A 230-nucleotide genomic window follows, 5' to 3' on the forward strand; every position below is an offset into this window, starting at 1 on the left:
GGCGCTGATGAAGCGCTGCTTGAGCAGGGTGACCAGGGCGTGGCGCTGGCCGTGCTCGAGGCCGCCCTCGTCACCCTCGAACAGCGAGACCGACCCGTCGTCGACCCCCACCACGAACCCCACGTCGAACCCGTTGTCGAGCTCGCCGGGCAGGTCCTCGACGTCGGTCGGGTCGTGCTCGACGTGGGTGCTCATGCGGGGGTCTCGCTCTCTGCGTCGGGGGTCGTGCC

Annotated in this window: 1 pseudogene; it reads right to left on the bottom strand. The window is 70.9% G+C overall.

Annotated elements, in window-relative coordinates:
- Positions 1–195, bottom strand: a pseudogene (locus QWJ41_RS21500) (hypothetical protein); the annotation flags it as partial.
- Positions 196–230 lie beyond the last annotated feature (35 nt).

It is taken from the genome of Nocardioides cremeus, assembly GCF_030518195.1.
Taxonomy (GTDB): domain Bacteria; phylum Actinomycetota; class Actinomycetes; order Propionibacteriales; family Nocardioidaceae; genus Nocardioides; species Nocardioides cremeus.